Origin of the sequence: Roseovarius sp. 217, from assembly GCF_000152845.1 — a bacterium.
In the GTDB taxonomy this organism is placed as follows: Bacteria; Pseudomonadota; Alphaproteobacteria; order Rhodobacterales; family Rhodobacteraceae; genus Roseovarius.
This window is the reverse complement of sequence record NZ_CH902584.1, coordinates 892,822-919,497: the sequence shown is the minus strand read 5'-3', so window position 1 is coordinate 919,497 and position 26,676 is coordinate 892,822. Positions and strand designations below refer to the sequence as shown.

Annotated in this window: 17 protein-coding genes, 1 pseudogene and 1 riboswitch; of the genes and pseudogenes, 10 read left to right on the top strand and 8 right to left on the bottom strand. The window is 58.5% G+C overall.

Annotated features, from left to right (window positions below; all coding sequences use genetic code 11):
- Nucleotides 1-3: 3 nt before the first annotated feature.
- On the bottom strand, nt 4-168 hold the full coding sequence (locus ROS217_RS23400) for a CbtB domain-containing protein (protein ID WP_009816443.1): 165 nt from the start codon (nt 166-168) through the stop codon (nt 4-6).
- 33 nt (nt 169-201) lie between these two features.
- Nucleotides 202-425, bottom strand: a riboswitch (cobalamin riboswitch).
- A gap of 209 nt (nt 426-634) precedes the next feature.
- Between ROS217_RS23400 and smc the strand changes: the two genes are divergently transcribed.
- The 5 genes and pseudogenes from smc to ROS217_RS24015 form a co-directional block, all read left to right on the top strand.
- Complete coding sequence (smc, locus tag ROS217_RS04280) at nt 635-4,090, top strand: chromosome segregation protein SMC (RefSeq protein ID WP_040650352.1); 3,456 nt, start codon at nt 635-637, stop codon at nt 4,088-4,090.
- 167 nt (nt 4,091-4,257) lie between these two features.
- Nucleotides 4,258-6,015, top strand: coding sequence for a sigma-54-dependent Fis family transcriptional regulator (locus ROS217_RS04275; protein WP_009816441.1), 1,758 nt, complete (start codon nt 4,258-4,260; stop codon nt 6,013-6,015).
- Between the two features lie 152 nt (nt 6,016-6,167).
- Nucleotides 6,168-7,967, top strand: a complete 1,800-nt coding sequence (locus ROS217_RS04270; RefSeq protein WP_009816440.1) for a flavin-containing monooxygenase — start codon at nt 6,168-6,170, stop codon at nt 7,965-7,967.
- A 288-nt stretch (nt 7,968-8,255) separates the two neighbouring features.
- Nucleotides 8,256-10,607: a mechanosensitive ion channel domain-containing protein gene (locus ROS217_RS04265; RefSeq protein ID WP_009816439.1), complete on the top strand. Its 2,352-nt coding sequence runs from the start codon at nt 8,256-8,258 to the stop codon at nt 10,605-10,607.
- 109 nt (nt 10,608-10,716) lie between these two features.
- A pseudogene (locus tag ROS217_RS24015) lies at nt 10,717-10,890 on the top strand (calcium-binding protein); the annotation flags it as partial.
- A gap of 55 nt (nt 10,891-10,945) precedes the next feature.
- Here ROS217_RS24015 and ROS217_RS04255 read toward each other — a convergent pair.
- Genes ROS217_RS04255 through ROS217_RS04245 form a run of 3 tightly spaced genes read right to left on the bottom strand, consistent with a single transcriptional unit; the run spans nt 10,946 to nt 14,391 of the window.
- Nucleotides 10,946-12,862 (bottom strand): glycosyltransferase family 2 protein, encoded by a 1,917-nt coding sequence (locus ROS217_RS04255; RefSeq protein WP_009816437.1) that lies wholly within the window; start codon nt 12,860-12,862, stop codon nt 10,946-10,948.
- A gap of 3 nt (nt 12,863-12,865) precedes the next feature.
- Complete coding sequence (locus ROS217_RS04250; protein ID WP_009816436.1) at nt 12,866-13,078, bottom strand: hypothetical protein; 213 nt, start codon at nt 13,076-13,078, stop codon at nt 12,866-12,868.
- Between the two features lie 8 nt (nt 13,079-13,086).
- Nucleotides 13,087-14,391, bottom strand: a complete 1,305-nt coding sequence (locus ROS217_RS04245; RefSeq protein ID WP_157046542.1) for a glycosyltransferase family A protein — start codon at nt 14,389-14,391, stop codon at nt 13,087-13,089.
- 245 nt (nt 14,392-14,636) lie between these two features.
- Here ROS217_RS04245 and ROS217_RS23395 point away from each other — a divergent pair, with 245 nt between their 5' ends.
- Nucleotides 14,637-14,789 (top strand): HNH endonuclease, encoded by a 153-nt coding sequence (locus tag ROS217_RS23395; RefSeq protein WP_009816434.1) that lies wholly within the window; start codon nt 14,637-14,639, stop codon nt 14,787-14,789.
- Nucleotides 14,790-15,987: 1,198 nt separating this feature from the next.
- Here ROS217_RS23395 and istB read toward each other — a convergent pair.
- Nucleotides 15,988-16,725 carry an IS21-like element helper ATPase IstB gene (gene istB, locus ROS217_RS04240; RefSeq protein WP_050766372.1) on the bottom strand — a complete coding sequence of 246 codons (738 nt, stop codon included), beginning with the start codon at nt 16,723-16,725 and terminating at the stop codon, nt 15,988-15,990.
- Between the two features lie 42 nt (nt 16,726-16,767).
- On the bottom strand, nt 16,768-18,297 hold the full coding sequence (gene istA, locus ROS217_RS04235; protein ID WP_050766371.1) for an IS21 family transposase: 1,530 nt from the start codon (nt 18,295-18,297) through the stop codon (nt 16,768-16,770).
- A gap of 661 nt (nt 18,298-18,958) precedes the next feature.
- On the opposite strand from istA, the gene ROS217_RS04230 reads away from it, so the two are divergent.
- From ROS217_RS04230 to ROS217_RS04220, 4 genes are all read left to right on the top strand, one after another.
- Complete coding sequence (locus ROS217_RS04230; RefSeq protein WP_040650349.1) at nt 18,959-20,764, top strand: site-specific integrase; 1,806 nt, start codon at nt 18,959-18,961, stop codon at nt 20,762-20,764.
- A gap of 584 nt (nt 20,765-21,348) precedes the next feature.
- On the top strand, nt 21,349-21,750 hold the full coding sequence (locus ROS217_RS04225) for a helix-turn-helix domain-containing protein (protein WP_009816430.1): 402 nt from the start codon (nt 21,349-21,351) through the stop codon (nt 21,748-21,750).
- Nucleotides 21,751-21,755: 5 nt separating this feature from the next.
- Entirely contained in the window at nt 21,756-21,896 is a 141-nt protein-coding gene (locus ROS217_RS24305; RefSeq protein ID WP_009816429.1) for a hypothetical protein, read from the top strand.
- Between the two features lie 778 nt (nt 21,897-22,674).
- Nucleotides 22,675-23,397 (top strand): hypothetical protein, encoded by a 723-nt coding sequence (locus tag ROS217_RS04220; protein WP_040651086.1) that lies wholly within the window; start codon nt 22,675-22,677, stop codon nt 23,395-23,397.
- Between the two features lie 404 nt (nt 23,398-23,801).
- On the opposite strand, the gene ROS217_RS04215 is transcribed toward ROS217_RS04220, so the two are convergent.
- Both ROS217_RS04215 and ROS217_RS04210 read right to left on the bottom strand, forming a co-directional pair.
- Entirely contained in the window at nt 23,802-25,436 is a 1,635-nt protein-coding gene (locus ROS217_RS04215; RefSeq protein WP_198134865.1) for a ThiF family adenylyltransferase, read from the bottom strand.
- 17 nt (nt 25,437-25,453) lie between these two features.
- Nucleotides 25,454-26,668: a CBASS cGAMP synthase gene (locus tag ROS217_RS04210; protein WP_009816425.1), complete on the bottom strand. Its 1,215-nt coding sequence runs from the start codon at nt 26,666-26,668 to the stop codon at nt 25,454-25,456.
- Nucleotides 26,669-26,676: the final 8 nt, after the last annotated feature.

Below are 26,676 nucleotides of genomic sequence, written 5' to 3'. Positions count from 1 at the left end.
GGATTAGTGGCAGGGAAAGCCGGTCGCGTGGCGCACGTCATGTGCGGCGTCATGCAGTGCCGAAGCCTGCACATGGCCAGCGACGGTTACGATGCCAAGGCCCAGAAAGAGCGCGGCAACGAACGGCAGGACAGTTGATTTTGCAGCGGTTTGAACCAATGCGGTCATAGCGGTATCTCCTTTACACCTCTCACCCGAGGCGGGATTAACAAACGCAGGGCTGGTCTCCTGGCTCGCGGGTCGTCGCCTGTCTGCCGCCTTCCCAAGGGTTTTACACCTCAGTGGCATCTGGCAGGGGCTCGCCGCTTACAGTCGCGGGGGCGGCTGACGCATGGACGCCCTGATTGGGTCCGCCGGCACGTCATTCCCATTTATCCTCGCGGCGCTTTGCACCGAAACGAGGAACCTTGCCACTCTCGTATGCAGGCTGCATCAGCATGCGTCAAGGTGGTTTGCGACCGCTCAAGGACGGTCTGCGGCATTGTTTCGTTGAGTGTTGGCAGAGTTTTGCCCAATATCATGTGGATAACTGGCCCAGCCACCCTATATGCTGTGGTTGGCCGTTGACAGGTAGGCACCCCGAGCCCCACACTCCGATGACAACGGAATCACCGGACCAGGGGCACGCGCGCAGGTGCAGTTCTCGAAACTCAGATTGACCGGCTTCAAGAGCTTTGTCGACCCGACCGATCTGATCATCGCGGGCGGTCTTACCGGCGTTGTTGGACCCAATGGCTGTGGCAAGTCAAACCTGCTCGAGGCACTGCGTTGGGTGATGGGCGAAAACCGCCCGACCGCGATGCGCGGCGACGGCATGGAGGATGTGATCTTTGCCGGGGCTGCGACGCGACCTGCGCGAAACTTTGCCGAGGTGGTGATCCATCTCGATAATTCCGACCGGTTGGCACCGGCGGGTTTCAACGACTCCGATCATCTTGAGATCGTCCGCAGGATCACCCGCGACGTGGGCTCAGCGTACAAAGTTAACGGCAAGGACGTACGGGCGCGCGATGTTCAGATGCTGTTCGCAGATGCCTCGACTGGCGCGCATTCCCCGGCTCTTGTCCGGCAGGGGCAGATTTCTGAATTGATCAATGCGAAGCCCAAATCGCGTCGGCGCATTCTAGAAGAGGCGGCCGGTATTTCTGGTCTCTATCAGCGGCGACATGAAGCCGAACTGAAACTGCGCGGCGCAGAAACCAACCTGACGCGTGTTGACGATGTTGTCGAACAATTGGCGGCACAACTGGCGCAATTGGCGCGGCAGGCGAAACAGGCGGCGCGCTATCGGCAAATCGGCGAAGAATTGCGTCTGGCCGAGGGGCTGTTGCTCTATCGTCGCTGGAAAGAGGCGGATTTTGCGCGCGCGCGCGCCGAGGATGAGCTTCGAGACCGCACCACCGCCGCAGCGCGTGCAGAAGTTGGGGCGCGCGAAGCAGCCAAAGCCCGCTCAAAGGCAGAGGAGGCACTACCCAAACTGCGCGAGGAAGAGGCCATCGCGGCTGCAATCCTGCAACGTCTGAGCGTGCAGCGAGATGCCCTTGGCGAACAAGAGGTGAATGCGCGCGACCGGATCGCCACCCTGCGTGGCCGGATCGAACAACTGGCCCGCGATATCGACCGCGAATCGGGGCTTAACCGCGATGCTGTCGACACCATTGCCCGACTTGATTGGGAGGCTGGTGAACTTGTCAAAGGGGCCGACGGGCATGAGGCGCGGCTGGACGCCGCGCAGGCGGAGGCGCGCGAGGCGGCGCAGATTCTACAACAGCGTGAGAACGATCTCAGCCAGATGACAGAGGATATGGCGCGCCTTGCCGCCCGCCATCAATCTGCGCAACGCCTGCTGGAGGATAGTCGCAAGACTTTGGCCAAGAGCGAGGCCGAGGCTGAGCGCGCGCGCTCAGCGCAGAGCCAGTCTCACGATGCCTTGGCCAAGGCGCAAGCCGATCATGCCGCAGCAATTGAGGCCGAAGCCGGTGCCGTGGCCGCAGCCGAGGCAGCAGAGTTGGCCTTGGTGGATGCTGACGAAGCCCGCGCAGAGGCTCAGGCACAAGAGGCCGAGGCGCGTGCGGCACGCTCTGAGGCCGAGGGAGAGGTCAACGCGCTGCGCGCCGAGGTCACAGCCTTGGCCAAGCTGGTGCAGCGCGACACCGCCGAGGGTGGGCAGGTGATGGACCGCCTTCAGGTGCAGCAGGGGTTTGAAAAGGCATTGGGCGCGGCACTCGCCGATGATCTGCGTGCCCCCGAGGTCGAGGCCGACGGCCCCTCGGGCTGGACTGTTCTGCCCGGTTACGCCGCTCCGCAAATGCTTCCCGAAGGCGTCACGGCACTCAGCAACCATGTCTCGGTGCCAGAAGTTCTGGCCCGGCGCATGTCACAGATCGGATTGATTGATCCCGAGGACGCCGCCCGCCTGCAAGCTCTTCTGAAACCCGGTCAGCGGCTGGTCAGCACCGAGGGTGATCTGTGGCGCTGGGATGGATTCCGAGCCTGGGCAGAAGATGCGCCATCGGCGGCTGCCCTTCGTCTGCAACAGCTCAACCGGCTGGAGGAACTCAAGCAGCAGTTGGAACATGCTACCGCCCGCGCCGATGGGGCGATGCGCGCGCATGAGGCATTACGCGAGGCCTTGATCCGCCGCACTGACGAGGATCGTACCGCACGTGACGCACGTCGCGCGGCGGATACGGCTGTGAACGAGGCCAACAGGTTCCTGAGCCGCGCCGAGGCAGATCGTAATCTTGCCGGATCGCGGCTCGAGTCGCTCGGTCTCGCCGTGACCCGCCATGACGAAGAGGCCATGGCCGCCCGCAAGAGCCTGTCAGAGGCTGAAAAAGGAATAGCCGATCTGGGGGACCTGGAGGCGGCTCGCGCAGATCTGGAAACGATCAAGATGGCAGTAGAGGCTGCTCGGATGATGATGATGACCAAGCGGTCAGGGGCGGATGAGCTGCGCCGTGAGGGCGAGCGGCGCACCCGCCGCAGTCAGGAAATCACCAAAGAGATCAGTGGTTGGCGACATCGACTGGACACAGCTGAAAAGCGCATCGCGGAATTGGCAGAGCGCAAACTGGACTCGGAGGAAGAACTGACCGATGCGAGCGCCGCGCCGGAGATTCTTGCGGCCAAACGTGCCGAACTCGGCGAGGAGATCACCCGCAGCGAGGCCCGACGCGCCGCCGCTGCCGATGCGCTCTCGACCGCCGAAGGTGAGGCGCGTCAGGCCGCGCTGGACGAGCGCGAGGCCGAGCGCCTGGCCTCCGAGGCGCGGGAATTGCGCGCACGCGCCGAGGCGCGGCTCGACGCTGCGCGCGAGACGCGCGACTATGCTGCCGAGCGGATCCAAGAGACGCTGGAGGTCACGCCCGACGCTCTGCTTGAGAGCCTTGGGGCCGATCCTGACGCCATGCCCGCCTCTGAGGTCATCGAAGCGGATGTGAATCGCCTGAAGCGTCAGCGCGATGCGCTGGGCGCGGTCAACCTGCGAGCTGAAGAGGACGCCAAGGAGGTCGAGGCGGAGCATGATGGTCTGATCAAGGAAAAGACTGACCTTGAAGAGGCGATCAAGACCCTGCGCAGCGGCATTGCCAGCCTCAACCGTGAAGGTCGTGAGCGGCTTTTGACGGCCTTTGAGCAGGTGAACTCCAATTTCACCCTCTTGTTCCGCCATCTGTTTGGCGGCGGTGAGGCCAATCTTGTTCTGGTCGAGAGCGACGATCCGCTTGAGGCGGGGCTGGAAATCATGTGCCAGCCTCCGGGCAAGAAGCTCTCGACGCTCAGCCTCTTGTCCGGGGGCGAGCAGACGCTGACGGCGCTGGCGCTGATCTTTGCGGTGTTTCTGGCCAATCCTGCGCCGATCTGCGTTCTGGATGAGGTCGATGCGCCGCTGGATGACGCAAACGTCACCCGGTTCTGTGATTTGCTCGACGAGATGTGTCGCCGGACTGAGACCCGGTTTTTGATTATCACCCATCACGCTGTCACCATGAGCCGGATGGATCGTCTGTTTGGGGTCACCATGGCTGAGCAAGGCGTAAGTCAGCTTGTCTCCGTGGACCTCAAGAAGGCCGCGCAAATGGTCGCCTGACGGCGATCGGTGGCATGACGAGGCATACCAAAGGCCTAGAGCCAACGTTGCTGCGGCTTGATATACTCGATCACACGCTCTCGGACGCCTCCTGAGGTGCGAGAAAGCAGACGCTTATTCAGTCACTGTTTCAGTCACTGTAGGATTTTCAGGCCGAGGAGGACGGCATGAGTGATCTGGACCATGTGCGGGAGATTGACCGCGCCTTGCGCAGCACTTCTCTGGTGCCGGGCCGTGATGCAATCGTGCTGGACAGTTGGCGGCGCTGTGTCGAGACCTATGGCATGGACCCGGCGCAGGCGGACGCTGCGCATATCGTGACCGATGCCGAATTGCGACGTCACCGCGAGCAATCCGAGCGTCTGATCGCCACGGCGCGGTCCGGGTTGCAATCGCTCTTTCGGCAGGTGGCGGGGCAGAATTATGTGCTGCTCTTGGCCGACTCAGAAGGTATATGTGTCGATTTTTTTGGTGATCCGAGGTTCGAGGACGAGCTGCGTCAGTCGGGGCTATACCTCGGGTCCAATTGGTCCGAGGATCTGGCGGGCACCTGCGGGGTTGGGTCCTGTCTTGTCACCGGCGAGGCTGTGACAATCCATCAGAGTGATCACTTTGGGGTGGCGCATACGCCACTCTCCTGCACCGCAGCGCCAATCTATGACATGCAGGGACAGCTGACGGCGGTGCTCGATATCTCGCTCCTACGCTCACCGTCGCAAAAATCCAGCCAAAACCTTGCGATCAATCTCGTCAGGGCATCGGCGCGGCGGGTCGAGATGGCCAATCTCATGGCGATGACGCGGCGCGATTGGGTGCTGCGGTTTTCCGCAAGTCCCGAGTTTCTCGAGGTCGACCCCGAGGCCGCAGTGGCACTGGATGGGTCGGGCCGGATCGTCGGCATGACGCATGGTGCGGTCGGTCTGCTGGCCCCGGGGCGGTCCGAGGGGTTGATCGGCAGTTCAATTGAGCACGTTCTGGAAATGTCGGTCGATGATCTTCCCGATCTGATGCGTGGCCGTCCAACAGAGGAGCGGGTGGTACGCCTCAAGGATGGGCGGGGTCTTTTCGGACATGCCATCGCGCCACAAGTGGCGCGGGTTGTTCGAGGTCCGGCGCCCGCGCCCTTGCCGGGCACCTTGTCGAGTTTCGCGGGGGCTGATCCGGTACTTGGCCCTCTGTTGGTGCGTGCGGCGCGGCTGGCCTCGACGCGTGTGCCGCTCTTGATCGAAGGCGAGACTGGCACTGGCAAGGAGCGGCTGGCGCGTGGGATTCATGTTTGCGGACCATCGGGACGCCCGTTTCATGTCTTGAGTTGCGCCGCTGCAACTTACCCAAGCATTGCAGGGTTGGCGGATGTGCCGTGTGGCACGCTTTTCCTCAAAGGGATCGAGGATCTGGATGCGCCCGGCCAAGCGGCGTTATTGAGGGTTTTGGAGACGCGCGATGATCTGCGTGTCATCATCTCTTCTCGCTGCGATCTTGCCCGTGCGACGCAAGAGGGACGGTTTCGATCCGATCTCTTTTTCCGGCTTGCCGGTGATCGGTTGCGGCTCCCGCCACTGCGGATGAGGCATGATCTCGATTGGCTGATTGATCGGCTGATGCGACGGTTTGCCGAAACTGATCTGAGCCTATCGCCCGGCGCACGGGCGGAACTAGGCGCGCGGAACTGGCCGGGCAACATCCGAGAGTTGGAAAGCGTGATCAAGGTTGCCGTGAGCGTCACCGACGGCAAGGTTATTGATCTGCCCGATCTACCTGCGCCCAGTTTTGCCGCAGAACCGGACAATACCCCTGAACAAGATCTTGAGGCGCTTCTTGATGCCTGTGGCTGGAATATGTCCAAGGCCGCCAAGCGGCTTGGCCTCAACCGCTCGACCGTTCTGCGACGTGTGCGTAAAGCGGGGTTGGTGCCACCGCACTAGATAGGGGGCGCAGTGTTGCACGGCGTTGCGCGCGCAACGTCAGGGCGGTGCAATCGCGGAATTGAACCTGTGCGGGATGCAAAACCATGGTCAGGGACGGCCTGAGCATGCCAGCTTTGCGTTGTGAAAAGCCACAACCAAGGGAGGACAACATGCTCGATTCGACAGTGGTCGATCAGACACAGGCGTTTCTGGATAAATTCGGCAAGACACTTGAGGTAGGCGACATTGCCGCCGCGCGCGAGATGTTTCAGGACGATTGCTATTGGCGTGACCTGGTTACGTTCACCTGGAACCTCAAGACGGTCGAAGGCAAAGATCAGGTTGAGGACATGCTGCGCCGGCAACTTGCTACAACAAAACCCCGCAACTGGAGACTCGCCACAGGCGAGGTGCCGGACGAAGCCGGGGGCGTCACGACGGCGTGGATCGAGTTCGAGACCGAGGTGGCGCGCGGCTATGGTCTGATCCGGCTAAAGGCGGGAAAGATCTGGACGCTGCTCACGACCATGGTCGAGTTGAAGGGCTACGAGGAGCCCAAGGGCTTTGCCCGCCCGCTAGGGGCCAAACACGGCGCGGACAAAAAGCGCACCACATGGAAGGAAGAGCGCGAGGAGGAGGCGCAAACGCTGGGCTACGAGACGCAGCCACATACCGTGATCATTGGCGGTGGGCAGGGAGGCATTGCGCTGGGCGCGCGGTTGCGGCAACTGGGCGTGCCGACGATCATCATTGAACGCAACGACCGCCCCGGCGACAGTTGGCGCAAGCGGTACAAATCGCTCTGCCTGCATGATCCGGTTTGGTACGATCATCTTCCCTATATCAAGTTTCCGGAAAACTGGCCGGTCTTTGCCCCCAAAGACAAGATTGGTGATTGGCTGGAAATGTACACCAAGGTGATGGAGTTGAATTACTGGACCCGCTCGGAGGCAAAATCCGCCCGTTATGACGACACAAACGGTGAGTGGGTCGTCGTCGTGGATCGCGACGGTGAGGAGGTCACGCTGCGCCCAAAACAGCTTGTCATGGCAACGGGTATGTCGGGCAAGGCACGCCTGCCGAATTTTCCCGGCATGGACAAGTTCAAGGGCGATCAGCAGCATTCGTCACAGCACCCCGGCCCCGATGCCTATTCAGGCAAGAAATGCGTTGTCATCGGTTCCAACAACTCTGCGCATGACATCTGTGCCGCGCTTTGGGAGCATGACGCTGATGTGACCATGGTGCAGCGGTCGTCCACGCATATCGTGCGCTCTGACACGCTGATGGAGATCGGTCTGGGCGGGCTATATTCGGAACAGGCGGTGCGCGACGGCATGACCACGGAAAAGGCCGATCTCATATTTGCGTCGCTGCCCTACCGGATCATGCATGAATTCCAGATTCCCCTCTATGACAAGATGCGAGAGGTCGATGCCGATTTCTACGCAGGCCTTGAGCACGCCGGATTTCAGCTCGACTGGGGCGATGACGGTTCGGGGCTCTTCATGAAATATCTGCGACGGGGATCGGGCTATTATATCGACGTGGGTGCGAGTCAGTTGATCATCGACGGCAAGGTCAAGCTGACACAGGGACAGGTTGTCGAAGTGGTGGAGGATGGTGTGATCTTGGATACGGGTGAGAAACTAGAGGCGAATCTGATCGTCTATGCGACAGGCTATAATTCCATGAACGGTTGGGTTGCGGACCTGATGGGGCAGGAGATGGCTGACCGTATCGGCAAGGTCTGGGGGCTTGGCTCTGACACGACGAAAGACCCCGGCCCATGGGAAGGTGAACAGCGCAATATGTGGAAACCCACCCAAGTCGAGGCGCTTTGGTTCCATGGTGGCAATCTGCATCAGTCGCGGCACTATTCACAATTCCTAGCCCTGCAACTCAAGGCGCGGATGGAAGGGATCGAAACGCCGGTTTATGGGCGGCAAGACGTCCATCACCTCGGCTGAGAAAGGACGCGACCCGCCCGGTTGCGACGGGTCGCGATCCCCTGCGCGTATAAGGACGCGGCACTGCAAGCGATTGTGATTTTGCTGGCGTGTTGCCAATGCGACCCGTGTCGCACAGTCATGGCAAAACTTACTAAATCCCGGCCAATCCTTGACCCCAGAGGATATTCCAATAGGTTATGTGGTCCTGACGCTTATCAGCGCGGCGCGTAGCGAGACTGTTTCGACGCGCTATCACGGGCGCTTCCATGTGCCCAAAAATCAAATGGGACATGGAGACTTTGAGTCATGGCACGATTTTTTGCGAGTTTTCTCGTTGCACTGTTTTTGATGATTACGGCGGTCGCCGCGCAGGAAACCGCGCCGACCTCGGAGGACTCCAGCGCGCCGCGTTCGAGCGTTGACCTGCTTCTTGACGTGATTGAAGACGACACCGCGAGGGCCGACCTGATAGAGCGGCTCCGGGATGTGGGTGTGCCCGAAGCCGCGCCCCTTGGGGATGAGGTGGTGGACACCTTGGCCCAAGGCGAGGCCCCACCTGAGGATTTGTCCTTTGGACGCCGGGTGGCATTGATCACGCAAGCTGCTGCCGAAGATATCGCAGGGTGGGCTGCGAGCCTCTCAGAACAGGTCGCGCGTGCGCCCGCTGTGCTTGATGGTTTGAGCGGCGGAGAGGCCGGTATTCTGCTCGACGCGCTGGCCGAACTGGCGCTGGTGATCGTGGGAACCATCGTTGCGTTTTTTGTGCTGCGGGGACTTGGAAAATCACTCTACGCCCGGATGAGCGCCTCTGCGCGCGACGGGGGTATGGTGCGGACCGTCATGTTATTCATCATTTCTGCGGTGATAGACGCCTTGATTGTCATTGCCGCTTGGGCCGCAGGATATGCCTTGGCAACCTTGGCGTTAGGCGAGTTTGGACAGATCGGCATCCGCCAGACACTCTATCTCAACGCGTTCCTTTTGGTGGAAATGGCAAAGGTCGCGGTCAGACTTGTGCTGTCGCCCTCGGCGACATCTCTCAGGCCGCTGCCAATCAGCGACCGGGCGGCAAGCTATCTGTCGTCGCGGATCAACCTCATGGTCGGGGTTGTAGGATATGGTCAATTGCTGGTCGTGCCGATCATCAACAGCAACGTGTCCTTTGCCGCTGGTCGGGCTGTATCCGCGCTGATCGCTTTTACCGTCCTCACCTTTGCTATCTGGCTGGTACTGCGCGACCGCAAGACAGTGACCGATTGGCTTCTTGGGGAAGGGGACATAGATCTCGCTGGCAAGCGGCTTGCGGAAACGCAAACACCTGAGGCGGTCGAAGAAATCGGCGCACCGCGTGTAGCGGCCAGCCTACAGGACACGAACGACCTTGGTCTGACTGAAAGCCCGATCACTCCGCGCCGCAGGGGACGTGGGGCGCTGTCCTATCTCGCGCGGCACTGGCATTGGCCTGCACTTGGATACCTATTGGCGATGTTCGTGATCGTGCTGCTCAGTCCGGGCAATGCGGTATTCCGGACGTTTCTTGCGTCTGGTCAGGTGCTTGTCGTCGGGCTTTTGGGGTTTTCGGTCGCGGGGTTTCTCAGCCGAGCGATGGTGCGCGGTGTGATGCTTCCGCCGGGGGTGTCGGCGCGCGTCCCGCTTTTGCAAGGGCGGCTCAACGCCTTTGTGCCAAAGGTGCTCTTTGTGCTGCGCGCCATGATCTTTGGTCTGGTCGTGGTGCTTGCGGTGAACGCTATTGGTCTGATCGACGTGCGCGCTTGGATGGTAAGCCAGTTCGGCCTGCGTCTCACGGGTATGATGCTGTCGGTGTCTCTGGTGCTGCTTGTGGCATTTGGTCTGTGGCTGGCGCTGACCTCTTGGGTGGATTACCGGCTCAACCCTGAATTCGGCAAGGTGGCTACCGCCCGCGAACAGACGCTGCTCACGCTCTTGCGCAATGCCGCGACGATTGCCCTCGTCGTTGTCACCCTGATGTTCGTGTTGGCCGAAATCGGGCTCGACATCGCGCCGCTTCTGGCCTCTGCCGGGGTGCTGGGCCTCGCCATCGGTTTCGGCGCGCAAAAGATGGTGCAGGACATCATCACCGGCATTTTCATCCAGTTCGAGAATGCGATGAATGTGGGCGACGTGGTCACCGTTGGGGGCGTCACCGGCACGGTCGAGCGGTTGACGATCCGCTCGGTCAGCCTGCGCGACGTGCAGGGCGTCTATCACATCATCCCGTTTTCTTCGGTCGACATGGTGTCGAACTATGTGCGCGATTACGGCTATTTCGTCTGTGACATGGGCGTGGCGTACCGCGAGAATGTCGATGAGGTGAAACAGGCGATGCTCGATGCCTTTGCCGAACTCAGAGGCGATCCCGCTCAGGCCGAGGGTATTCTCGACGATCTGGAATGGTTCGGCGTCAACAGCTTTGGGGATAGTGCCGTGATGCTGCGCGCCCGGATCAAATGCGTTCCGGGTCGGCAATGGGGCATTGGCCGGGCCTATAATGGCGTGCTCAAGAAGGTCTTTGACGCGCGCAATATCGAGATTCCGTTCCCGCATCAGACGATCTACTTTGGCGAGACAAAGGACGGCAGAACCCAAAGCGTCAAGGTCGATATGGATCATCAGGAAGCGGAAGTTCAACTTGGGTAGTCCAAGTTGATCTGGTGGATTCAACCCGTATCCCTTGGCACCGTGCAGGACGAGGTGAAGTCGTGCCCTGTGTGGGCCAACAACCGCTAGATTGCCCCTTTCAGCTTGGGATACAGGTGCGGAGAAGATCACCAACGGTGGCAACGGGATTGCGGGTTTCGTAGCGGCTTTGGGGATTGTGGAGACAGCGGGAGGCGCGCAGTTGAACGTCAACCGCCATCAGGTTCTGGTCGAGGGCGTCGCCGCGGCGGATCTGACGGTGGACGATTTTCAGTTCCTCTGAACCGAAGCGAAGGCAGGGGCGTTGCGCCGATCCTCTTATTCGGTTGCAAAGGTTATCACTGATCTCTGGGGACTTGTCCCGGCGCGAGCACGCAGCGATGACCTTCGTGGACGGTCGGAAGATAGCGATGGGGCTCTGTGACGCTCTGACCGGGCAAGCGGATATAACGCGCGCATTGCACTGTTTCACCATAGCAGAGCACACGTAGATTGGACCCGTCGATAAGGTCGCGCAGATGTGGATGTATGGAAAGACCGCCCTCAGTCGGCATGGTTGTGGCGTAGAGCGGCACAAGACCAACTTTGTGATTTTTGACGCGATCCTCGTTGAGCCAGTCAAGCAACATGTCGAGGGCGTCATTCTGCGCGGTCAAAAGACCAGCATAGACACGGTCGAGCGAGGTCTCGCTCTGTTCATCCTGCCGTGTGCGCAGAATGGTCGGGACGGGGAATTGTCGGGTGCGGTCTGGTGGATAGCAAAGATGCCATGCTGTGGCGTGATGATGCAACTGCGCCTCAAAATACTCGCGCCGCGCTCCGTAATAGAACCAACCCATGCCGATGGCCTTATCGGCGGTGGCGCTGGACTCACTGGCGCGTTGTAGCGCCAGTGGACCGCTATTCAGGGTGGCAACGGCATGCGCTCCGAACAATCGGCGCACACGGCGCAGCAATTCGCTATCGGCGGAGACACGCACATCGTCCCATCCCCCAAGGCATGTGCGCACGAGATTGGTGGGCAACATGAGCGAGGTCATGTTCTCAAAGAATGCTTCGCCTTGACCAGTCCAGCGACTGATACGCAGATCGGGGGCACAGCGCGCCTGTTGGCTGAGACACCCGACATATCCGGGGTTTGCCAACAGAAATTCAACATGATGACGCAGACGGTCGGGATGGGACCAATCGTCGGCGTCGTGCAGGGTCACGAAATGGCCCTTTGCCTCAGCCAGACCGGCATTGCGTGCACTGTAAGCCCCCTGATTCCGTGGGAGTTGGATCAGCCGGATTCGAGGGTCTTGGGCGGCATGCTTGGCCACGATCTTGGGGGTGGTATCCGTGCTTGCGTCGTCGATCACCAGAAGCTCAAACGCGCTCCAGCTTTGGGACTGCATCGCGCGCAGGGCTGTTGGAATCGTATCCTCAGAGTTATATGCAGCCATCAGAACGCTGACGACCGGGCCATCATCGGGAGCTTGTCCGACTTTGACGCTCTGGGTAATCCGGTCAAACGTGTGTCCCGTGCCGTCTTCGATTGCCACGGGCGAGAGACTTGCAGAGGTCAATGCGGCATTGAGGCAGGCCAAGGTTTCCGGCTCGGTCTTGGCCCACCATATGCGCGCCAGGTGCAACGCCGAAGTTTGCGGGACGGTGTTTGCCACGGCCTCTGCCGCCGCTGTGTCCCCGGTACGCGCGGTTGCAATGGCCATGAGAGGGGCAAGACGGGCAAAGGCATCGCGGCTGATCGTGTGGCTGACATTCAGCCAGTGCAGGGTCTCGGCCATGTCATTGCACCTGTATGCCGTCAGGGCAAGCGCCTCGGCCGCGCCGGCAGCGGCATCGGGTCCGTCACGCCCTCCCGCCATGTCCTTTAATGCGGCCCGTGGACCGGCGTCCAAGCCGCCGGTCTCCAGGAGGTCGCGCAAGTGTTTGAGTCGTTGCAACTGCGGCGTTGGGCCCGTCGGCAGGACACCGGGATTTGGCGTCCGCCCCTCTTTGTGGCCCGTCGAGAGATAGTGCAGAAGCGGATTCAAGCCCGCCGCAGCGACATCCGGGTTTGCTGCAAGGTAATACCGTGATGAAAACTGCGGTCCCGGATCGCGGCCAAGAAAGGCCCCGATCCGCGCGAAATGCGATGCAGGATCAAGCGGCGTGCGCGCAACGTCTGGATAGGTGTCACTATACCACCGGGCATCAAAGAACGCGCTGGAGCGGACGCGAGCGATGTCACCCTGTTCAACCAAGAGCCGCACGACTCAGTCCCGCCAATTGCGCAGTCGCGCCCATAGGCCGGGCGGTGTCGAGATTCTCGCCTCGCACTCCAGCAAGCGCCCGATCAATCGGGTGATTTCATCATCCTTGATGGCGAGGGTTGCGCGTAGCCCCTCTACCTGCGCCAAAAGAAGCCTGTTCTGGTGTTCAAGCGCGGCGATCCCCCTCTGTGTGTTCTCGTCCTCAGAATGTGTCACAGGGCCTCTCAAATAGTGCTGTGCTTGGCGCGGATATACGCGAGATTTGGTTCAAGGCTTTCGCGTGTGGTGATGTTGTCCAAACCGACGGTGTCCACAACATGATGGCCGGTGATGACCGGCAGAGCGACCGGGGCAACATCGGCTGTGTAGCGCAACACCAGATCCCAATCCACGAGCCGCGTCAGAGCAGTATCAAATCCTCCGCATGTCTCATAGAGCCTGCGCTGATGCACGAAGCTGTTGAGGTCGATGAAGTTTGCCTCGATCAGAGCCGCTTTGTCATATGTGCGAAAGAGAATGTCGCTCCAGCCGTGCGAGAGGTTGTGCCTGCAGAGCGCAGTATAGGCGCATTGCGCATTCGGTACGGCCAGCAGTCCAGCTAACGCATAGAGCAAATGGTCGGACTCCCAATGGTTGTCGCTGTCGAGATAGGCGATGAAATCGCCTTGGGCTCGTGCTAGACCAGCGTTGCGCGCGGCTGAGACCCCAGAGCTTTCTTGGGTCATGAGCACGAGACGACCTTCTCGAATGGGTTCGGGAAAGCGCTGTCGAAGAAGCTCTACGGTGAAGTCGGTGCTGCCGTCGTCAATGACGATCACTTCCGTTGGCGTATAGGATTGCAAGAGCGCCGAAGCGACCGCTGACAGAACCGTGTGTGCCCGATTCCATGTCGGCAAGATCACGGTCACGTTTGGCTTTTTCTCGCCGAGCAGCTTTAGCGCCTCACTGCGCAGCAGGTCGGGCATGTCGCGGCAAAAGCGTGGTGCCACGGAGGAATTCGCGAGCGTGGAAAGACTATTGCACAGGTCAGAGGTGCTGGGCTGAGTTGATCCCACAGTCAGACGCCGGGGCGCGCGCCCCTCTATGGCCCCGCTTGAAACATAGTGTTCCATAGGATCAAGGCCAGCTGCGGCCACGTCTGGATTGAGGTCGAGGTATTCGGCGGGGGAAAATGCCACCTCGCGCATGTCGTCTGGCAAATCGGGAAGCAGGCGCGCCAAGAGCATGGCCAGGGCGTGAGCCTCGCCGGAGAGCCGGGTTTCATCGACGAGATTGCGCGCTTGCCTTAGGGTTTGCAGTTCGAATTGGACGGACTGAAGGGCAATGCGGTACGCGAGCTTGTCCTGCGCCAACCGCATCAGCAAACACCCGATCAAATCTGCAAGAGGGCGCGCTTCGTTTGAATCGAGGTCCCGAAGCCACGCCAGCCCTGCCTGCAACTGCGGTTCCAATGCAACCGACGGTGCGCCAGTTTGATCAAGGCAGGGCTTCTCAAGCAAGCGCATGAGTTCCGCCAGAAACCTGGGCATCTCTGAATGCATGGATGACATAGCGGAGGCTTTCTTCCCTATGAAACGCCAAGTCGTGTGACGCAAATTGAAGAACTTGGTCAGAGTGACCAATGTGTTGTCACAATTTGTAATATGCCAGCCTCTGGGCTGCAATCTTTTCGCCGGGCCGCGAAAATCGGCTGCACCTGTCTTGTCTGCCGACCGAAGCCGGACACACACCTTCTTTCAGAAGACTCTGGATTGATTGAATTCGGTTGTCTTCGATGGCGGTGGGGACACGCGACCATGTCATCCGCCGTCGGTGCCTCAACCGCAGCTGCATCAAACCCGAGCATCTCGAGATCGGCTCACAGGCGGACAACAAGCGCGACGACTGGGCGAATTGGGCCTACGGGGTTGATCCCGACTACCTCTGACACGGAACCATGTGACAGCAGAAGGCGCAGCGGTTGAAACCTGCTTTACCTTTTGCAGTTGCGTCACCCAGCCGATCTGATCACACGCAACAGTCAGTTTCGCGTTACAGAAGGGCCAATCTATGCTTTCCTAAAATATAACTGGTCAACTTGGGAAGTTATCAGGAATGGATGAGCATCATTCTCGTTTAAAAGGAAAGCCTGACAAGCGAAGATGCACCCGTTGCCATGCGACCGGTCAAATAGCGTGCGAGATTTGCGGCGGCAGGGGCGAGGTGATTGCGGGGCGCGACCCGTTCGGGAATACGAAGTATACTCGGTGCAGTGGGTGCTTTGGCTCGAAAAGAATGCGCTGTAGAAACTGCGGCGGCGAAGGATACGTCTAGTTTTCGGAGAAGTGTCCCCTAAGTAAACTGGGCCCACACCTACGCCACACCTCCCCTATCCCTCTTCCCATTACTTATCCGTATTCCCCTAGGGTCTTCCCCTACTAACCCCAATTACCGGACTACCTCTGACGTCCCCGTGGGAGAGGCTCTCGCCGACGCGACCGAGCCACCCGTCAGGGGGCAGTAACCAGGTCACTTTTGCGCTTAACACAGCCCGCGCGGCTCATCGGATCAAGGATCGGGAAGACTTGGCTGGGGTGGTAGGAGACCCTCAAAGCCGAAGAAGCCCATCGAGAACCGGGATCGAGTGCCACTAACGGGGCATTACCCGGGGGCACTCTTCGAGAAAAACAGAAAGGAAGGGTGCCGGGGGTGACGTCTCCGGGGGTGGCGGGCGGACTGGCTCACGGGGTGTCAGGTGAGGTGGCGGGGGCTTTAAGCTGGTGGTGGGGGGTGGCCCTGAGCGGGCTCAACGCTCAACGGCGTAAAGTACAGAGCCATTTCTCAGAAGCGGGTATCCAGGCCGCAGATATTCGGCAATTCGGAGTGGCAGTCGCCGGTCTGCAGGATCTTCAACCGACTGCCGGATCTTTTCTCCAAGGGCCCTTGCGGCCTGCCGCGCTGCTTCTCTATTCATACCAACTGCAACGAACCGATCAGTTATCCCTTTGAATGTAATACGATCCCGCCCGCGTCGCTCATCCACCCAGTCTTTAGCAATCCTTAGCTCTTCACCTGTTGATTGTCACTGAGAACTGACCCGGCATTTTCATCGAGATCTGACCCACCCAGTCGTTATGATCTGCTGATTATGATGGCGTCAATGCTGTTGCCTCCTTTCGCTTTTTCTTTGCCGTTTCGGAGCTGGCCTTGAAGCGGTAGCTGTCATTGCCGGTCTCGAGGATGTGGCAGCGATGAGTGAGACGATCGAGTAGCGCTGTGGTCATTTTGGCATCGCCAAAGACGCTGGCCCATTCACTGAAGCTCAGGTTGGTGGTGATGATGACGCTGGTGCGTTCATAGAGTTTGCTCAGAAGATGGAAGAGCAGCGCGCCACCAGAGGCGCTGAACGGCAGATATCCCAGCTCGTCCAGGATCACCAAGTCGGTCTTGACCAGCGCCTCGGCGATCTTCCCGGCCTTGCCGTGAGCCTTTTCCTGCTCCAGCGCGTTGACCAGTTCGACGGTTGAGAAGAAGCGCACGCGTTTACGATGATGCTCGATGGCCTGAATGCCGAGAGCCGTTGCAACGTGTGATTTCCCTGTCCCCGGACCTCCGATCAGCACCACATTCTCAGCCGCGTCCATAAACTCACAACGATGAAGTTGACGGACCAAGGCTTCACGGATCTCGCTGGCGGCAAAGTCGAAGCCAGAGAGGTCTTTATAGGCCGGAAAGCGCGCCGCCTTCATGTGATAGGCGATAGAGCGCACCTCGCGTTCGGCCATTTCCGCTTTGAGCAGTTGCGACAGGATCGGCATGGCGGCTTCAAATGCGGGCGATCCTTGCTCATGCAAATCCTGCACAGCCTGCGCCATGCCTGGCATCTTCTGCTGCGCAACATGATGACGATGGCAGCACCTGCGGGATCATGACGCATCGCGCACTCCTTTCTGGGCGCGCAACCCATCATAGCGCGCGACGTTGGCCTCGGGCTCCTGGCTCAGCGACAAGGCGGCTGGAGGGTTCACGTCTGGCTGGTCAGTCAGCTTGCCATCCAGCAGCCTGTGGAGCAGATTCAGCACATGGGTTTTGGTCGGCACGCCGGCCTCTAACGCCAATTCCACTGCGCAGAGCACCGCCTGTTCATCGTGATGCAAGACCAGTGACAAGATATCGACCATCTCTCGATCTCCGCCGGGCTGTCGTAGCATCTTCGCCTGCAGCAAGCGGAAGGGTTCGGGCATTTCGACGAAGGGCGCGCCATTGCGCAGCGCCCCGGGTTTGCGCTGAACGACCGCCAGATAATGGCGCCAGTCATAGATGACGCGCCTTGGCTGACGATGGGATCGTTCAATGATCCGCTCATGCGTGCAGATCACATGCCCCTCGGCGACAACGACCAGACGTTCGGGGTAGATGCGCAGGCTCACCGGCCGGTTCGCAAAGCTGGCGGGCACGGAATAGCGGTTGCGATCGAAAGTGATCAGGCAGGTGGGCGATACGCGCTTTCTCTCTTCGACAAAGCCATCAAACATCGTGGGCAGGGGCATCAGGGCAGACTTCTCGACCCCCCAAACATCAGCAATGCTGCCAGGCAGTGCGCCATGTGCCGTCTCCGCCCACAGCAGCTTGCAACGGTCTTCCAGCCATTCATTCAGTGCAGCAAGGTCTGGGAAGACAGGAGCGACCTGCCAGAGGCGATGTCGGGCATCACGCACGCTCTTCTCAACCTGACCCTTCTCCCAACCAGCCGCCGGATTGCAGAACTCGGGATCGAAGACGTAGTGGCTGGTCATGGCCAGGAACCGCGCATTCACATCGCGCTGTTTGCCGACGCCAACCCGGTCGACGGCTGTCTTCATGTTATCATAGATGCCGCGCCCAGGGACGCCTTCGAAGACGCGGAATGCATGCCAGTGGGCATCAAACAGCATCTCATGTGTTTGCAGCAGATAGGCCCGCACCAGAAACGCGCGGCTATGTGACAGCTTGATGTGGGCAACCTGCAGCTTGATGCGCTCACCGCCGATATAGGCCCAGTCCTCGCTCCAATCGAACTGGAAAGCCTCACCCGGCGCGAACACCAGTGGCACGAAAGTCCCGCGATCCGTCGTGTGATGCGCACGCTGCCGTTCACCCTTCCAGTCCCGCACGAAGGCCGCAACACGCTCGTAAGAACCGTCATATCCAAGCTTCACAAGATCGGCGTGCATCAGCTTCGCCGTTCGGCGTTCCTTGCGTGATTTGCGCTGATCAGTCGTCAGCCATGCTGTCAGATGCTTGGCAAAAGGGTCCAACTTGCTGGGGCGATCTGGCACCTGAAACGCAGGTTCAACAATCCCCTCCCGCAAATACTTCTTGATCGTGTTGCGAGACACGCCAGTCCGCCGCGCGATCTCGCGAATGGGCATCTTCTCTCGCAGCGCCCATCGCCGAATAACTTTCAAAAATCCCATGTCTATCACTCCATGCGCCCCCAGCTGATTCAAGCCGGGGCAAGGTTGCACATGGGTCAATTCTCAATGACAATTTCTGCTGTTGCCGGGTCAGTTCTCAGTGACAATCAACACCTTCACCTCTGGGTGCTCTGACCACCGGTGTACGTCTAAGGGTCTAGAGTGTCTGGGGTTATCTATCTTTGGCATTCGGGAACCTTAGCCCTAGGGTAAACTGGTAGCAGGAGAGGCCAAGACCTTGGGGAAGACAAGACCTTACCTAGAGACCCTAGTATAGACCCTTCTTAGACTTCCTTTCCCTTTCTTCTTCTTACTTCTTATTCATTACTTATACCTATTATAAGGGTACTATCTTATCTAGGAAAACTATCCCTCTCAGGGGGTTCCCCCACCGCTCTAAAGCCCGTCAAGGTAGCCCCCTAAAGATGACCGTAGTTAGGTCATGGTACCGGGCACCTAAGGGAGGGGCAATATTGGGGGCAATTCTGGCCCTAGAGAGGCCCCGAGGCCTTTGTTTCAAACTGTCTAAGGAAGCTGGCTGGGGTGGTAGGAACAAAATCCAACTTTTTCTAAGTGCTTGTTTTCAAATAACCCATTGCCTTCGCTTCATTTATTTATCTAGAACTGTTCCGGAGTGGTGTTCCGGAGGGCTGGTTCGGAGATGGGCAGACAAACGTATTTGTGGCGCCGTAACGCGGTCTATTATGCGCGCATGGATGTCCCGAGCGACCTAGTATCGGTTGTAGGTAAGACAACCCTCAAGAAGTCACTGAAGACCTCTGATGAGGCTACCGCAAAGCGGTGTTTGTGGCCTGTGATCCAGCAATGGCAGCGAGAGTTCGATTTACTTCGCGCACAGCGCACTCTCGTTGAGGCTGATTTAGAACTCGCCGTGTGGCAGCATTATACCGATAGCGTTGAGCGTGACGAGGCGCGCCGCCAGAACCTGCCGACACAGAATGACATTGATGAAGCGATTGAGCGCGCTGTTGGCTACGTCCAGAAAGAAAGCATCGACATAAATGACCCGCTCGCACTTCTCGATGCCGGGCTTGAGGTGCAGGTTCTCCAAGATTGCCTGCGAGGAGCGAAGAGTGTCGATGCCAAGGCGCGTAAAGCCAAGCTGTCAGCTCTGCGTAAGCACTTGGCTACCGGAGAGACCGCACTTATCGAGCATGAGGTCGATGCGTTTCTGGCGAGGAACAAGCTAGTTTTGACGCGCGGCTCCCCTGACAGAAAAGCCCTCGCCAGAATGATGATGCGCGCCGAGATAGAGGCGCTGAGGCGCGCACAAGAGCGCGATGAAGGCGACTACAGTGGCGTCCCGCTAGACCCGATCGTGAAACCGGCAAGTGGAAGCGCGAGAGTGCTGGCCGGACCTGGTGAGAGTATTGTCGAGGTGTTTGAGCTCTATTCGGCGGAAAATCCCAACCAGGTGAAGGCTGACACGCTAAACCAAGCGCGCCGGAATATTGGCTTGTTCGCGCAATTTGTCGGCAGCACGTATCCAGTGAAACTGATCAGCAAAAAGAACGTGCGTGAATGGAAGGCGCTGCTCCTCAAATATCCAGTCAAAGCCGCCGAAAGTAAGGTGTTCAGAGGCATGTCCTTTGAGCAGACCGTGCAGCACAATGCACAGGTAGGAAAGCCAACGATCACACCTCGCACGGTTAACCGTCATCTATCAAGTCTAGGTGCGTTCTGTAGGTGGCTTGTTAGCCACGGCTATCTGGACCAAAATCCTGTGGATGGCATGACGCTCAACAAGGAAAAGCATTCCAAGACCCTTACATTCAGTGCCGAGCAGTTAAATGTAATCTTCAGGTCACCTTTGTTTACAGGGTGCCGCAGAGATGATCAGCCAAGGTTCATAAAACAACCTGGGAATGTGATGATAAGGGATCACCGATACTGGGTGCCGCTTATCATGCTATTTTCAGGGGCAAGGCCGGGCGAGATTGGGCAGTTGGCGATTGATGATCTCCGAGAGGAGCATGGTCAGTGGATCATGCACATCACGGACGACGGGGAAGGCGACAAGAGCGTCAAGAACGATAATTCGCGACGCATCCTGCCGGTTCACGAGCAGCTACTTGAGCTTGGCCTCATAGACTATCACTCAAGACTCAAGTTGTCTGGGCAGACGCGCCTTTTCCCAGAGGCGAAGCGAAATCCGAGGGGCCAGATGATGGCTGACTTCTCTAGAATGTTTTCGCGATATCTATCTGGCTTGGGTATCAAGAAAGGTCGCGGTTACAGCCAATATTCGTTCAGGCATGGCGCAGCTGATGCACTTCGGCGAGCAGGCTACCTTGATCATGAGTTCACATTTCTGATGGGCCATGGTGACACTTCCATGACTGGGAGATACGGCATGATCCCTCAGGGCCTCCTAGAGAAACGTATCGAGTTGATAAATACCATCGCCTATCCAGGGCTGGACATCGATCACCTCAAGACCCTTTGACCGGATCAATGTGACCAAGAGAAGAGAGCAAGCGGTCCAGTCGGGTCCCCTTTTTACTCACCGCTTGCTTTAACGGCTTGTCCGACCTGTCCGATCAGCCCGACCTAAAACTCAGCGTCGACATTGAGTAAGGTGCACACCTTAGAACTGACTTGTCCGACTTGAGCTGCTGCAGTCGGGAGCTGTTGTCACGCCGACATTGAGGATGCCATTCTTTCTGCCGTCAACAGTGTTAAAGAGCGGCGAGTATAAGCGCAGGTAGGCCCAGCATTCCTGCGCAAATGATACCAATTGAAATTCCTAGGCCTTTGAACATTTTACGTTTTCCCTCTTTGACGGTTTCCTTGTTGTGGACTTAGAACGAAGCGCCGAGGACCAATGCGGCAGGCTGACGCATTCCGCATGAACTCTCCCCAAAACGCTCTGAAGTCCGACTTTCTCCAGATCACATTCGGGCCATGTTCCATTAAACTAAGGAGACGGAGCCTCACGCGTTTTCTCATCCTGCCGAACAGCCCCATTCATATATTTCTATAATGAATTCAGCAGCATGTGCTGCGCATCAGATTGAGAGAGACCCAAAGATGACCAAGAAACCGCATGAAGGCACGCAGTTGGCGCAGTTTGTCGAGCGCCGCATTTTAGAGTTGAGAACCAGGAAAACGCAGGCCGAGATCGCCGCGCAGGCAGGTTTCGTGAACCCGAATGTTATCAGCATGATCAAGAGTGGTGCCAGCAAGCTCGCGCTTGACCGTGTGCCCTCCATGGCGCGTGCTTTGGAGGTGGACCCGGCATTCTTGATGCGCCTCGGGCTGGAGCAAGCGATTGGCCGGACCGCCGCGGTCGCGCTGATCGAAGTCTTCGGTGAACCCATCACAGAAAACGAACTGGGCTGGATCAAGGCGATCCGCGACGCCTCTGACAACAGCGATCCGCGCCTGACCAGCCGCGCGCAGGCGGCCCTCAATGTGATCTTCGGGAGGTGAGCGAGATGCTACAGATGAAAGATCTCACTGAGAACGAACGCAGTTGGGTCGAATTCCTGCGGATGATCAGTCTGGACCGCGACCCCGCTCCGACCCTGCGGCGCGTGCAGCTTTTGCGGCGTATCTGTGAGGCTAGGAGGGCGTAGGCAGGAGTCGGTGTGAATCCGCTGCGAGGAATGGCTGGAGCGTTGTTCCTCGCCGGGTCCCAACATAAGAGGTGCGCAAGGTTGCCAAAGGTTTACCTGATGAGAATAGTGGGAAACCTTTGCGTCGCGAATTGAGGGCAAAATGCCCCTGAAATTGCCCAGCATGGGCATGAAAGGTTGTCGCTAAGTTTACCTTAAGTTGACAAAATTAATCGGAAATGACGTTTTTCTGGACTTTGATGGAAACATTGTCGATCTGAAATGCCAAAAAAATAAACAGAAACGTCAAAACGGAACCACGAGAGCAGGCCGGGAGAAACGCTCGCACCGTAACGCAATGTCAGGCGCATCGTCACTTCGTCTAGACATGCGGATCGCAGTCATGGACCACCCCAGAGCGCCGGGCGCTATTCCTTGACACTTTTTATGCATCGAGCGTGCTGAAGGACCGTAATAGGAAGACGTGGTGAGGCGCTTTGTCAGCATGGATGAGGCATGGGGGAGAGGAGCTTGGCGGCGATATTGGTCGGAGCGAGGATCATCTATGGGAGCTTGGTAACGTCAAAGCGCGCCATGTGCTGCAGTCAGGTAGCCGTGGCGGCACTCCTCATAAAAAAGAGATGGGACGTCCCACAACTGTCTTTCGGAGATAAGCCGACAAGCCGCAGAGCGGCTCGTCTTAAAAGCCATGCGCGGCAAGAGTAAAATCTCGTGACGCGTTAATTCACTCTATATGGACCGTATGGAACTGCAGCGCGGCCTGTGGCAACGTCCTGCCATGATCGAATTCCGCACTCTCGCCGATGACCATCCTGACCTCGTGCATTCTCCGCTACTTCGGGGCGCTCTTCTGACCCTGCAATATGCACAGGAGCATGGATCAATCGGTATGACCAAAACCAAAGCCTTCAAGCGCATCTTCGTCCATTGGGCCGTCGAGCATTTCGACTGGCCCGGTAAAAGCGCCGAAGAGATGTTCCGCTACAACAAGGTGATCAATGAATATGAGTTTCCCCCGCTTGAGGTTCTGCATTTCCTGCTGATTTCGCTGCGCTTGGGACGTCACTACAAGGGTGAGTTTCGGCTGACCAAGCGTGGTGTAGAGATGGCGCAAGCCCCTGGCCGTCTGTTTGCTGAGCTGATCCCATACTTCGTTCTCCGGATCGATCACGCGTCCTATGCGCGCTTCGACAACCGCCCGTTCGGAAAATGGGACGTCTGGCTGAACGTGATCAACGTAGAGGCCGATCATGGCACGACCGAGGCCGCCTTGTTCGAAACCTTCTACGGTGAGCCGCAAGATTGGCGCACCGCAGGGTGGCTAGAGATGGCTGCGTTCTCATCTTGCGTGCTGCGGCCGCTCGAATGGGCGGGATTGCTGATCGAGACCCGCGAAGACGGCACTAGAAGGCACGTGTGTCATGTGTTCAAGACCCCGCTCTGGCGCAGCGCGCTCAACCTCGATACCGACGACATCCTGCCACCAAGATCCATTCACTGAGATGGTTTGCAACACGCCCAAGACGTTGGGCTGCTTGGGTATAACCGACCCAGAGCTGCCGCCCGATGCCGGTAGGCTATGCTGCGGCGCGGCCCGTCAGGTCGGCCATTCGCTACGGGCGCGAATTATGGTGGCTACCAGTTTTACCGTCGGCAGGCCAAAGTCGCCACGCTAGTGGACTCGCAACTTCGTTCATGATTGGGTTATCTGTAGTGCTTGGACTGGTACAGCATCCTCGATCTATGCGCCTGAAAGACGCGTGAGAACGGCACTAAGCTGCCCTCAAGCGCTGATGATCGATCCCGCATACTGCCGTTCGTGCTTCACGCGGCATTGTTAGCTGAAGGTGGTGCCGTGGGACAAAACTGTTCCCAAAAGCGGACGGCCCTCAGGGGGCATTCGACTCAAGTAGAGCAAGCTGAACAGATTTTTGCTCGTTCAATGTTCCTGAATGGAACTTGGACCGTAGCTGATGGGTCTACCCGAACCGTACGCAAATCATAATCGTATCGATCCAAGAAGACTTCACTTGCGTGGGAAGCGGCCAGCGCTGCTGCTTGCATGGATGCTGGAACCGCATAGGGGACGAATGAGCCTTGAGCGCACGGACGAACAGCAACACCAGTTTCCTTGGACTCTGGCCTAAGCGGGTTAAAGCGCCACTCGCCCTCGAAACGGGGCTTGAGACAGCGATAGCAGGCCTTCCCCGTCTCCCATCTTGCGAGATAGCTTTGCGCGGCCAATCCGTTGCCAAAGAGCATGGTGAAAAGCGTCTTCGGAAAGCGTTCAGCGGCTCCGATCCGCGAAAGCGCGAATGCATTCAGCGCATCGGAGAACTGTTCATCGCCCGTTGCATCGATGACCAGATCATAGCCTGCAAGCCGGTCAAAAGTGCCCTGCGCGCGCGCGGCGACGGCCTCAAGCTTTGCATCCGGAAAATCGCTTCCGAGTTGGTCTATCAAGGCCACGGCTTTATTTCGCCAAAGATGGCGAGCGCCCAGGATGTGCCGCCCGAGATTTTCCGGCTTGAGGTTATCATGGTCGATAAGCAGCAACGCCGTACCTTGCCCCGCACCAAGCTGCACAAGCGCACGGGCGAGATAGCCGCCAATGGTTCCGCACCCGATCATGGCCAGCCGCCGTCCTGTCAGCGGCGCGGCCATATCGAGATTACGTGCCGTGATTTCATCATGGCTGGCAGGCACGCAGTGGAAGGTCTCCAAGCGCGCTCGTCCGGCCTCTTTTTTCCAGAGACCGGGTAGTGCAGACGCCCGAAATCCCCCTTGCTCCGATTTCTTAATAAGCGGGGTTTTTTCCGCGCGGAACCCAATGATCGCATTCGAAGCTGCGATCAAGAGCGCAGGTCTTTCCTTGCCCTTACCAATGCCAAGATCTATTAATGATCGTGCAATTCCCGTTTGCGGCTGAAGCCAGTCGGTCACGCCTTCCAGCGTAAGCGTCCCGGAAGATGGCGGTCGGATTGCATCAATAGCGTGTACAACAGGCGCTTCGAAGGTCTTGGTGAATGTCCCTCCGGCCTTTTTAGTCCAAGCTTGAAGGCGCTCTTCGTTTTTTCCTGCGATGAGGATTTGCGGACCGTTCCGAAACGCACAAACCCCGAACACACAGCGTGTCAAGCCCGACTGTTTATCAACAAGGCAATACGGCGTGGCGCTCCAATAGGCAGCCAGCTCAGCCATGTAGGCTACGCTAGGGTTGCCGTGAAGTAACGTGTTGAGAGTTGTGCGGGCCTGCTCAAGACAGGATACAACGCTGCGATCTGGCTGGTAGCGGTCAAGCAAGAACGTAGCCTTGTCCGCGTAGCATAGGGTGCCGTCACTAACGATATGCCCGGTGAGGCGCTTAGGAAGAGCTTCGCGCTTTAGAACGCGGACTTTCGGCAAGTCAAGAAAGTCGTAATCGGCGATCTCGATCTCTAAGGATACTGGCACCGAGCCAACCTTAATCTGGCCCTGATACCGATCCCGCCCGGACCCGGGCACGAGCGTAAAACCGTGTCCGGCAAGAACCTCACGCACGCGCTCCCAAGCGTCCATCACCCCGAAGTCGTGCGCGCTGTGGTCTTGAGCGGTGCGCTGGAGATAATCGTCGCAGGGGCGGCGATCTCGGGCACCTTGCTATGAGCTTTGACAAGATCGGGCCGGTTCGGCACGCGCCGCCCGAGCGCACTTTGAAGGCGCTGTACGGTAAGGTCTCGCAAGTAATGCCCGTTCAGCGCTGTTCCTACAGTATCGTGCAGTTGGTTCGCGGCGCTGCGATAGCGGGCACGCTCGATGTCGTCCCAGTCATTGAGGGCGCTCGGCACGTCCAAGACCGGGTTCTGGATCGGATCGCGCATCAAATCGGAAAGCGCACCGGCGACCTGATGAAAGGCCAAGTCGTCTCGCGTCTCGTCGGCAGAGACAAGGCCGTCGCGGTAGCAGTTGGCGATACAGACCATAAGGGCAACCGAAGACGGCCCGTCTTGCTCGAAGGCAAAATCGCGCCATCCCTTGAAGTATCGGCTCTGGCGCCGGACTTGTGGCCCGTAGCGTGAGAACTGTTCTTCGAACCAGTCATGAAGGGCGCGGGGATCGGACTGCACCCAACCCTCTTCGCGGTGGGCGAGCATGATCCGGTCTGAGGGGATGCGAAGAGTGCGATGCCGGTCCATCAGAGTGAGCATCTGGGATGCGGCGTTCACCAATGTTTCGCCGGTTGCATCGCGAAGGCTCTTTTCCAAGGTCTCGAAGGCATCATCGGGGATCGCGTAGAGCGGGTAATCGATATGCATGAACGGGTTGAGCTCTACCCGCACGCAGGTGCTCTTCTTCTTAATCGTCCAGCCTTCGGCATCACACAGAGCCTTGATGGCATTCTCGACCAGATCGAAGAACTTCTTAGCGGCAAGACTAGGTTCCTGACGGGCCAAGAACGAAGTCTTGACGTAGACGCCCGTGTCGCGGTCGCATTGCTGCGGCGGTATGATGGCCGGTTCGACAGCGGTGTCATAGGCAAGGCCCCCTTGGAGAAGGAAGCGAACTTCAAGTGTCGGCGGCGCTTGCTTAGAGGCGCGATAGGCGTCGGTGGCGAGTGCCATCTGTTTGCCGAACTGAACGGCTTCGGCGGCGTCACGGCGTATGGCGGCGCGAAGCTTCCGGTCGGCCTGTAACAATGTGCGGCGCGTCTCATCTGGCAGCAAGATGGCCTGATGGTAGGACGCGGTCGTGTTCGCGCCGAGAAAGAGAGCATGGGCATTCATCGTTGACATAGGACCCA

What these genes read in the sequence shown, in the direction of transcription:
- ROS217_RS23400 (WP_009816443.1), bottom strand. Translation starts at nt 168, where the DNA reads ATGACCGCATTGGTTCAAACCGCTGCAAAATCAACTGTCCTGCCGTTC.
- ROS217_RS04275 (WP_009816441.1), top strand. Translation starts at nt 4,258, where the DNA reads ATGAGTGATCTGGACCATGTGCGGGAGATTGACCGCGCCTTGCGCAGC.
- ROS217_RS04270 (WP_009816440.1), top strand. Translation starts at nt 6,168, where the DNA reads ATGCTCGATTCGACAGTGGTCGATCAGACACAGGCGTTTCTGGATAAA.
- ROS217_RS04265 (WP_009816439.1), top strand. Translation starts at nt 8,256, where the DNA reads ATGGCACGATTTTTTGCGAGTTTTCTCGTTGCACTGTTTTTGATGATT.
- ROS217_RS04245 (WP_157046542.1), bottom strand. Translation starts at nt 14,391, where the DNA reads ATGCCCAGGTTTCTGGCGGAACTCATGCGCTTGCTTGAGAAGCCCTGC.
- ROS217_RS23395 (WP_009816434.1), top strand. Translation starts at nt 14,637, where the DNA reads ATGGCGGTGGGGACACGCGACCATGTCATCCGCCGTCGGTGCCTCAAC.
- istB (WP_050766372.1), bottom strand. Translation starts at nt 16,725, where the DNA reads ATGCCAGGCATGGCGCAGGCTGTGCAGGATTTGCATGAGCAAGGATCG.
- istA (WP_050766371.1), bottom strand. Translation starts at nt 18,297, where the DNA reads ATGGGATTTTTGAAAGTTATTCGGCGATGGGCGCTGCGAGAGAAGATG.
- ROS217_RS04230 (WP_040650349.1), top strand. Translation starts at nt 18,959, where the DNA reads ATGGGCAGACAAACGTATTTGTGGCGCCGTAACGCGGTCTATTATGCG.
- ROS217_RS04225 (WP_009816430.1), top strand. Translation starts at nt 21,349, where the DNA reads ATGACCAAGAAACCGCATGAAGGCACGCAGTTGGCGCAGTTTGTCGAG.
- ROS217_RS24305 (WP_009816429.1), top strand. Translation starts at nt 21,756, where the DNA reads ATGCTACAGATGAAAGATCTCACTGAGAACGAACGCAGTTGGGTCGAA.
- ROS217_RS04220 (WP_040651086.1), top strand. Translation starts at nt 22,675, where the DNA reads ATGATCGAATTCCGCACTCTCGCCGATGACCATCCTGACCTCGTGCAT.
- ROS217_RS04210 (WP_009816425.1), bottom strand. Translation starts at nt 26,668, where the DNA reads ATGTCAACGATGAATGCCCATGCTCTCTTTCTCGGCGCGAACACGACC.